The sequence below is a fragment of the Streptomyces sp. NPDC051907 genome (assembly GCF_040681075.1).
In the GTDB taxonomy this organism is placed as follows: Bacteria; Actinomycetota; Actinomycetes; order Streptomycetales; family Streptomycetaceae; genus Streptomyces.
In genome coordinates this window covers 1-8,475 of sequence record NZ_JBFAYB010000172.1, presented here as the reverse complement: position 1 = coordinate 8,475, position 8,475 = coordinate 1, and the positions used below count along the sequence as shown (strand labels likewise).

Genomic DNA, 8,475 nt, shown 5'->3' with positions numbered 1-8,475 from the left:
CTCGACCGGCGGATGGGGATCGGCGCCGAGTGGGAGAGACAGCTCAAACAGGCCCTGGCGACCTGCCAGGTCTTCGTGCCCGTCTACACCAAGCGGTACTTCTCCAGGGAGTGGTGCGGCAAGGAGTGGGACGCCTTCGCAAGGCGGCAGGCCGAACAGCACCGGACCAAGCCGTACACCGTCAACGCGATCGTGCCGGTCCTGTGGCTCAGCCCCGCGCACCTGGAGCTGCCCCCGGTCGCCGAGGCGGTCCAGTACACCCACCCCGACCTCGGCGAGCCCTATCTCAAGATGGGCTTGTACGGGCTCCGCAAGTCCGGGTATCCGCTGCAGTACCGAAGGGCCGTGTGGGGAATCGCCCAGACGATCGTCAAGGTGGCCCAGCAGGCCCGACTCGAGCCCTGCGACATCGGGCTCTTCGACGACCTCCGGAACGTCTTCGAGGGGGGAACGTGAGATGCCGCTCTTCTTTCTGAGCTATGCGCGCATTCCGGGCGGCCGACGCACCGGAGACAACCCCGACAAGCTGGTCTTCGACTTCTACGAGGAGCTCCGCCACCGCGTCGCCGCCTACGCCGGAGTGACGACGGCGGCCGCGGGATTCGTCGAGCAGCCGGGAGCCCCGGCCGACGAGTCCGTACGAGCGCTCTCCCACTGCCGGGTCTTCGTCCCGCTGTACACCAAGCGGTACTTCACCGACCCGCTCTGCGGCCGCCAGTGGACCGCCGTCACCCAGCGGGGCGCTCCTGGCGCCGCGCCCCGGATCGTGCCCGTGCTGTGGACGCCCTACCCCGCGGCCTCCGTGCCGGCGGCGGTGCACGAGACGCCGGCCGTCCCCGAGGGCGCCGGCGACGCCGAGGAGACCTACGCGGCCATGGGGCTGCACCAGCTGCTCGACCTCGAGGAGGGCCAGGCCCTCCAGGTCACCGACTGGCTCGCCCGGCGCATCGCGGCCCTCGCCCCGCTGGGGTCCTGCATGCAGGGCTCCCTGGACAGCGAGACCCTGGCCCGACTCCCGGACGCGTTCGCCGAGACCCCGCCCAGCCCGCCGCTGCGGGTCACCGTGCTCGCCCCGTCCGAGGAGGACCTGCCGATCGGCCGCGAGGCCTCGCGGTACGGCCCGCAGCCGCTGCACTGGCGGCCGTTCGGGCCCGTCGCGGGCGGCCCGGTCGCCGAGCAGGTCGCCGAACTGGCCCGCAACCAGGGCTTCGACCTCGAGATCCTCTCGATCGACAAGACCCTGGTCGAACTGCGCGGCGGCGACACCCCGCCAGGACCCTGGATTCTCGTCGTCGACCCCTGGGCCCTGCAGAACCCCGACGTGGCCCGCCAGGCCAGAGCCTTCGACGAGGCGCACCGGCCCTGGACCGCCGTGCTGACCGCGATGGCCGAGGACGACCCGCAGAACAAGGAGCACTTCGAACGGCTGAGCGGCCTGGTCGAGGCCACCTTCCCGCGCTTTCTGCGCGAGGGGCGCATGGGGCAGCAGTTCGCGGTGCGCGGCCTGGCCACAGCCGACTCGTTCGCCCTGTGGTTCGGCGAGTTGGCGGAGTCCGCCTACATGCGTTATCTGCGGTACATTCAGCCGCAATCGTCCCCGCGGAGCAGTACGACGACGGGGAGACTGCCGGGGGTCGGTGCCGACGGACTCGGCACCGACGAAGGCGGCGCGGAGGCCACGCGATGACCGGCGAGGACGCGGGCAAGATCATCACGTTCTACTCGTACAAGGGCGGTACGGGACGGACGATGGCACTCGCCAACACCGCCTGGATCATGGCCTCTTCGGGAAAACGGGTCCTGGTGGTCGACTGGGACCTGGACGCGCCGGGCCTCGACCTCTTCCTCCATCCCTTCCTCGACCAGGACAAGCTCCGCACCACCCCCGGAGTCCTCGACCTCGTCAGCCGCTTCAACCAGGCGCTGCTGGAGGAGCAGCGCCTGGCCGAGGTGAAGACCGCCGGACTGGAGGCCCACGAGCGGACCCCCGTCGTCGACGCGGCCTGGGTCGCCGAGCGCGCCCGCTTCAACCACTGCGTCATTCCGGTGATCTGGGAGTTCCCCGAGAGCGGACGGCTCGACTACCTCCCCGCCGGCACCAAGAGCAAGAAATACCTGAGCGCGTTCTCCCAGTTCGACTGGAAGCCGTTCATGGACGGACCCCGGGCGACCGAGTTCATCGAAGCCCTCAAGTGCGAGTTCGTGCAGAACTACGACTACGTGCTGATCGACAGCCGGACCGGCCTCAGCGACATCTCCGACATCTGCACGGTCAATCTGCCCCACACCCTCGTCACCTGCTTCACGCCCAGCAGCCAGAGCATCGACGGCGCCGTCGCGGTCGCCGAGCGCGTCGACGAGATGTACGGCTTCCGCAACATCCGCATCGTGCCCGTGCCCATGCGCGTCGAGGACACCAACGGCCAGGCCGACCGGCTCGACGCCGCCCGCGGCCAGATCAGAATGCGGTTCGCCAGGATCCTCGGCCGGCACAGCGACATCCCCGCGGAGGACTACTGGGGCAGGGTCGAGATCCCCTACCGCCCGGCCTACTCGTACGAGGAGCTGCTGTCGCCCTTCCGCGACACCCCCGGCACCCCCTCCTCGCTGCTCGCCGCCTACGAGCGGCTCGCCGCCGTCGTCACCGACGGCGCGGTGACCTCGATGCCCCGGATGGACGAGACGCTGCGCCAGCGCTATCTCGACCTGTACACCCGGCGCCGTCCGCTCGACGTTTCCGACGTGTACATCAGCTACGTCCCGCAGGACCGCACCTGGGCCGAGTGGATCCGCGCCACGCTCGAGGCCGCCGAGTTCCGGGTCCATCTGGCCCCGGACGGCATCGACGAGGGCGCGCGGCTCAAGACCGAGACCGAACGCGGTGTGGAGTCCACCTCCCACACGCTCGCCGTGCTCTCCGGCGCCTACCTCCGCTCCTCCCGGCACCGGACCACCTGGGAGGCCGTCTTCTCCGCCGACCGGCTCGGCAACCGCCGCAACCTCGTGCCCGTGCGGATCGAGGACGTGCCGCTGAGCCAGCCCTTCACCGAGCGGCTGGTGGACCTGTCCCGCTGCGACACCGAGGCCGTCGCCAAAGAGGCGCTGCTGCGGGCCTTCGACGCCGGCCCCGAGCCGCGCTCGCACACCCACTTCACCGGCGCCGACCGGCTCGCCCCGCGCTACCCCGGCGCCGAGCCGCCCATCTGGTCGGTCCCGCTGCGCACCACGTCGTTCACCGGCCGCACCGAGCTCCTCGAGTCCATCAGGGAGCAGCTGCGGACCGGGAAGCACACCATCCTGCTGCGAGGCATGGGCGGCGTCGGAAAGTCCCTGCTGGCCCAGGAGTTCGCCCACCGGTACAAGGGCGACTACGACATCGTCTGGCACATCCAGGCCGAGCAGCGCAACCTGGCGGTCGAGCAGTACGCCGCCATGGCCCGGCACCTCGGACTCCCCGAGCGCAAGAACCCCACCGACATGGCGCGCGCGGTGCGCCAGGCGCTCGACCTCGGCGAGCCGTACCACCGCTGGCTGCTGATCCTCGACAACGCCGACGACGCCGGGGACCTGCCCGAGCTGCTCGCCGGAGGGCGCTCGGGACACGTACTGATCACCAGCCAGCGCTCGGAGGGCTGGACCCGCCACGCGGAGACCGTCGAGATCGGCGTCTTCAACCGCCCCGAGAGCGTCAGCCACCTGTGCCGCAGGCTCCCCGACTGCGGCCCGGAGGAGGCCGGCCTCGTCGCCGAGGCCCTCGGCGACCTGCCGATCGCCGTCGAGCAGGCGGCGGCCAGTATCAAGCAGACCAACCTGAGCGCCCGCGAGTACATCAGGCTGCTGCAACGGCCGTCGGCAGACGCGCGCAAGAGCGGCGGCGGCGACCAGATCGCCGACGTCACCAAGGTCACCGACGGCACCTGGGACTTCGCCATCGGCCGGCTGCGGGAGAACTACCCGCCCGCCGTGCGACTGCTCCAGCTCTGCTCGTACTTCAGCCCCGAGCCCATCTCCATGGACCTGCTGGAGGGCATCGAGATCTCCCGCGCCCTCGGCGGCGCCCGCACCGTGGCCCGCGCCTACCAGGAGCTCAGCCGGTTCGCCCTGGTCCGCGTGGACCGCAAGGCCAGAGGCGTGCAGGTGCACCGGCTCGTGCAGCTGTCCATGCGCAACAGCATGAGCGAGGACGAGCGGCGCGAGGCGCGCGAGGTCGTCTACCGCGCGCTGGTCGCCGCCAGGCCCGGCAAGGACGACCCGGAGGACCCCAACACCTGGGACCAGTACCGGATCATCTGGCCGCACCTGGGCACCACCTGGGCGTTCAACGCGCCGGACGACGGGGTGCGCGAGCTGATCGTGGACCGTGTCCGCCAGCTGCGCCGACGCGGGGAGTTCGCGCAGGCCCTCAAGCTGAGCGAGAAGTGCGTCGACGGCTGGGGCGCCGAAGGGGATCCGGACGAGCGCTGGACCCTGCACATGCGGTTCCAGATCGCCAACATCCTGCGCGCCCAGGGCAAGTACGAGGAGTCGCTCGCGATGGACGAGGAGGTGCTGGAGCGTCAGCGCGCCGTCCTCGGCGACAAGGACGACCAGCACGTCCTGATGACCCTCAGCAGCATCGCGGCGGACCTGCGCGGCCTCGGAGACTTCGCGAAGGCGCTGGTGTACGACCGCGAGGCCCACCAGCGCTACAGCGAGGTCTACGGCGAGGACCATCCGCGGACCCTGACCGCCGCCAACAACCTCGCGGTCTCGCTCGCGGTGTCGGGCGACTGCTACGCGGCGCGCGACCTGGACCGCAGGACGCTGGAGACCCGGGAGCAGATCCTGCTCCCCGACCATCCGCTGACCATCGAGTCGGCCGTCAACCTGGGCCGCGATCTGCGCGACTGCGGCGACTACAAGGAGTCCGTCAAGCTGCTGCGGCAGGCCCACGACAGATGTCTGCGCAACCTCGAGCTCACCGAGGGCGCGCCGACCGTCCTCAACACCATGAGAGGCCTCGCCGCCTCGCTGCGCCGCGACGGCCGCCCGGGCGAGGCTGAGCAGGTCACCCGGCACGTGCTCAAGCACACGCCGGAGAGCGACGGGGAGGTCTCGCCCGAGCGGCTGCTGCTCGAGATGAACCTGGCCGGCGATCTGATGGCCCAGGGCCGTTCGGACGAGGCGCTCGAGACGGTGCGCAGAGTGCTCCTCGATCTGCGCGAGAACCTGGGCGAGAACCACCCGCACACCGTCGCCTGCTCCGCCAACTACGCGGTGCATCTGCTGACCGCTGACCAGACCTCCGAGGCGGAGCGCCTGTCGGCGCGGGCCGTGGACGCGTTCAGCGAGATCCTCGGCGAGAGCCACCCGCACGCCCTGGTCAGCCGGGTCAATCTGGCCTCCGCGCAGGCCGAGGGCGGCCGGCACGAGGAGGCGCGCAGGACGTACGAGTCGGCGTACGGCCAGCTGCGGGAGGTGCTGCTCGCCAGCCACCCCGCCACGCTGGTGTGCGCGGGCAATCTCGCCGTCGTCCTGCGGGAGCTGGGCGAGGAGGGGGCGGCGGAGGAGATGCGGGACTGGGCGCTGGCGGACATGGCCAAGCGGCTGGGCGCGGAGCATCCCTCGACGCTGGCGCTCAGGTCGTGGCGCAGGACCGGCCTGGAGCTGGAGCCCCACCCGATCTGACCGCCGGGCACCCGATCGCCGCCTGCCGATCGCCGTCTGCCGACTGCTGTCTGTCGCCTGCTGTCTGTCGCCTGCCGCCTGCCGTCTGTCCTCTGCCGGATCGCGTGGCCGCCCTGCCGGGGGCGGGCGGCCACGGCTGAGAACCCGTCAGAAGGCTTTGTCGCGGACCCAGGCGAGGATCCGCGGCAGAGCCGGCAGCGCCGCGAAGTGGGCGGCGGAGGGCTGCAGCACCGCCGACGCGCCGGGGATGTGGTCGGCGAGCCACCAGAAGTGGCTGACGGGGGAGAAGACGTCCTGCTCGCCGTGCCAGAGCAGGACCGGCACGCCCTGGATGTCCTGCGGCTGGAAGCCCCACGGCTCACGGAAGGACACCAGGTCGTCCACCCACCCCGTGGGCTCGGGCGGCTGCCCCTTCACATCGGCTTCCTCGATGCGCTCGCCCACCGCGGAGAGGTAGTTGAGCAGCAGCAGATCGCGGATCCCGGCGTCCTCGACGACCAGCCGGTCGGCGGGGGGCATCTCCTCGTTGAGGGAGCTGAGGAGCGAGGAGGGATTTCTCCGGATGGCCTCGGCGTTGCGGGCGAGCAGCGCGCCCACCTGGGACAGGTCGGGGGAGTGACGGGCCATCATGCTGTACGTCATCACATTGGACTCGGCCATCCCGCCCATCCACTCCAGGCCTTCGGCGTCGGGAGGCGCGACGGAGACGACGGCCGCGGCGCTCGCCACCCGGTCGGGGCTGAGCGCCGCACAGGCCAGCGCGTGCGGGCCGCCGCCGGAGCGGCCGACCACGGAGTACTGCTTGAGGTTCAGGGCGTCGGCGATGGCGGCGACGTCCCTCGCGCCGTCGGCGACTCTCCGGCCGGGATGGCGGTCCGAGTCGCCGTATCCCGGGCGGTCGTAGGCGATGAGCCGGATGCCGAGCTTGTGGAGGTCGAACGTCCGGGGTTTGGGCCCCAGCCGGCTGCCGGGCGTGCCATGGAGGAGGAAGACGGGGTACCCCTTGGGGTCTCCCCACTCCTCGTAGGCCAGCTTCCCGTTGCGGTCGGGCGCTTGCACCAAACCGAACACCCGTTGCCTCCCGTTGCCCGCGGCTTCAGCCCGGAACGGCACCCCCTTCAGCATGGAGTACGGGGATGCCGTCCGCAGCGCTCAAATCAGCCGAGTTGACCGGCGCCGAGCCGGGGTCGCAGTAGGATCGGCGACTTTGGAACCGGCGGCCGGTTACGAAGGTAGCCGACGGACCAGAGCCACGCTCGGCGAACCCTCGGGGAGCTCAGGGTTTCGAGGGTGAGGGCAGCGGGAATCAGTTGACGCCGCGGCCGCCCTGCCCGGCGAGACCCGTCAGCCACAGCGGTAGGCGAACCGTGCGACGGCCGTGTGACGGGACGGCGAGACGATCTGAAGCTCCGCCACCGCCTGGTACTCGCCCCGGCCGTGGAACGTCCACAGCAGATGCAGACGCGCCTGTCTCTGACCACGTGTGACCTTCTCCCGTAGCAGCTCCGACCGGGTGCCGTCGCTGCGGACCCAGCGGTAGGCGACGTCGCCGGCGTGCCCGTCGGTCTCGACCACGCCCACCACGTCCGCGGTGCCGTCGCAGCCCGGCCCCTCCGCCGTGGTGCTCGCCGACACGCCCCGCACGTCGAGGCTCTGTCCGTAGCGCTCCCAGACGAGGTAGCCCAGCACGGCCAGCAGCACCGTGGCGGCCAGGGCGTACCGGCCCAGCCCCCGGCGGCGGCGCTCGCGGGGCGGCGGCGGCTCGGCGATCTGCCCGCCGAGCGAGGCGCCGTGCCAGACCTCGACGGCCGTGGTGCTCCCGCTCTCGCGCTGCCTGCGCTGGACGACCGCGGTCACGCCCGGCCCGAAGCGCAGGACCTCGCCCTCCACACGGTCGGGCGCCACGGACGCGGTCGGCCCGTCGGACCAGGGCGGCGCGTCCTGGACCACGGTTGCCTTCTCCGGGACGGTCTCCGGCTCAGGCCGCTCGATCCAGTGGCTGCCCAGCGCGGTCGCGCTGTAGTCCGCGTCGGAGTCGTAGGGGATCTGTGGATCTCTCATGAGAGCGTGCACCGCCGGATGAAGATCTGCTGGGACGAACTGCCGTTCGCGGCGGACGGGCTGGTGGCCGCCTGGACGCCCCAGTAGCAGCCCTTGCCCTGGAAGGCGTGGTCCAGCGTGATCGTGTACTGGGTGGAGCCGCTGCGCTGGAAGGTCTGCGAGCCGTCCGAAGCGCCCAACTGGCCCTTCCCGTCGCCGGTGTACCAGGTGACGACGACGGTCACCGGGCCGGTCCCGTCCGTGGCGACGTCGACGGTGGCGCCGGCGGTCGTCACGCCGGTCTGGCGCAGGCTGGTGACGGAGACGGACGTCACGCTCACCGCGGGCGTGGTCGGAGCGGTCGTGCTGGGCTCGGCGGAGGGCGTCGCGGACGACGACGGCGGGGCGGCGGTCGGCGCCGTCGAGGTCGTGCCGGGCGTCGGCGTGGCGGGCCCGGCGGTCGCGCTCTCGGACGAGGAGGGCGAGGCGGACGAGGCGGACGGCGAGGGGCCGGCCGATGCGCTGTCCGACGGCGACGGGCTCGCGCTCGCGGACGGTCCTGCAGGCGAGCTCGCAGCCGGCTCAGCGCTCCCGCCCGGCAGCGCGACGGTGGTGGCCACCGCCTCGGCGGCCGACCGGCCCGGAGCGTCCTCGGCCGCGCCCGCGGCGACGGCACGACCGACCCGCCGGACACGAGCGATCCGACGGACCCGACGTACATGACGGACACGACGGACCGAGCCGACCGCTCGACGAGTGAGAGCAGGA

7 protein-coding genes are annotated in these 8,475 nt (G+C 71.7%); 4 read left to right on the top strand and 3 right to left on the bottom strand.

Annotated features, from left to right (window positions below; all coding sequences use genetic code 11):
• The 3 genes from AB0M39_RS40470 to fxsT all read left to right on the top strand — a co-directional run.
• Positions 1 to 456: TIR-like protein FxsC (locus AB0M39_RS40470; protein WP_365373756.1), on the top strand; the 456-nt coding region annotated here is incomplete at its 5' end.
• 1 nt (position 457) lies between these two features.
• Positions 458 to 1,687: an FxsC protein gene (gene fsxC, locus AB0M39_RS40465; RefSeq protein WP_365373753.1), complete on the top strand. Its 1,230-nt coding sequence runs from the start codon at positions 458 to 460 to the stop codon at positions 1,685 to 1,687.
• Positions 1,684 to 5,667 (top strand): FxSxx-COOH system tetratricopeptide repeat protein, encoded by a 3,984-nt coding sequence (gene fxsT, locus AB0M39_RS40460; protein ID WP_365373751.1) that lies wholly within the window; start codon positions 1,684 to 1,686, stop codon positions 5,665 to 5,667. The genes fsxC and fxsT overlap by 4 nt, the downstream gene beginning before the upstream one ends.
• Before the next feature lie 147 nt (positions 5,668 to 5,814).
• On the opposite strand, the gene AB0M39_RS40455 is transcribed toward fxsT, so the two are convergent.
• From AB0M39_RS40455 to AB0M39_RS40445, 3 genes are all read right to left on the bottom strand, one after another.
• Positions 5,815 to 6,726: an alpha/beta hydrolase gene (locus tag AB0M39_RS40455; RefSeq protein ID WP_365373758.1), complete on the bottom strand. Its 912-nt coding sequence runs from the start codon at positions 6,724 to 6,726 to the stop codon at positions 5,815 to 5,817.
• A 285-nt stretch (positions 6,727 to 7,011) separates the two neighbouring features.
• Positions 7,012 to 7,728 (bottom strand): hypothetical protein, encoded by a 717-nt coding sequence (locus tag AB0M39_RS40450; protein ID WP_365373749.1) that lies wholly within the window; start codon positions 7,726 to 7,728, stop codon positions 7,012 to 7,014.
• Positions 7,725 to 8,048 (bottom strand): hypothetical protein, encoded by a 324-nt coding sequence (locus tag AB0M39_RS40445; RefSeq protein ID WP_365373747.1) that lies wholly within the window; start codon positions 8,046 to 8,048, stop codon positions 7,725 to 7,727. The genes AB0M39_RS40450 and AB0M39_RS40445 overlap by 4 nt, the downstream gene beginning before the upstream one ends.
• On the opposite strand from AB0M39_RS40445, the gene AB0M39_RS40440 reads away from it, so the two are divergent.
• Entirely contained in the window at positions 8,023 to 8,430 is a 408-nt protein-coding gene (locus AB0M39_RS40440; RefSeq protein WP_365373745.1) for a hypothetical protein, read from the top strand. The genes AB0M39_RS40445 and AB0M39_RS40440 overlap by 26 nt on opposite strands.
• Positions 8,431 to 8,475 lie beyond the last annotated feature (45 nt).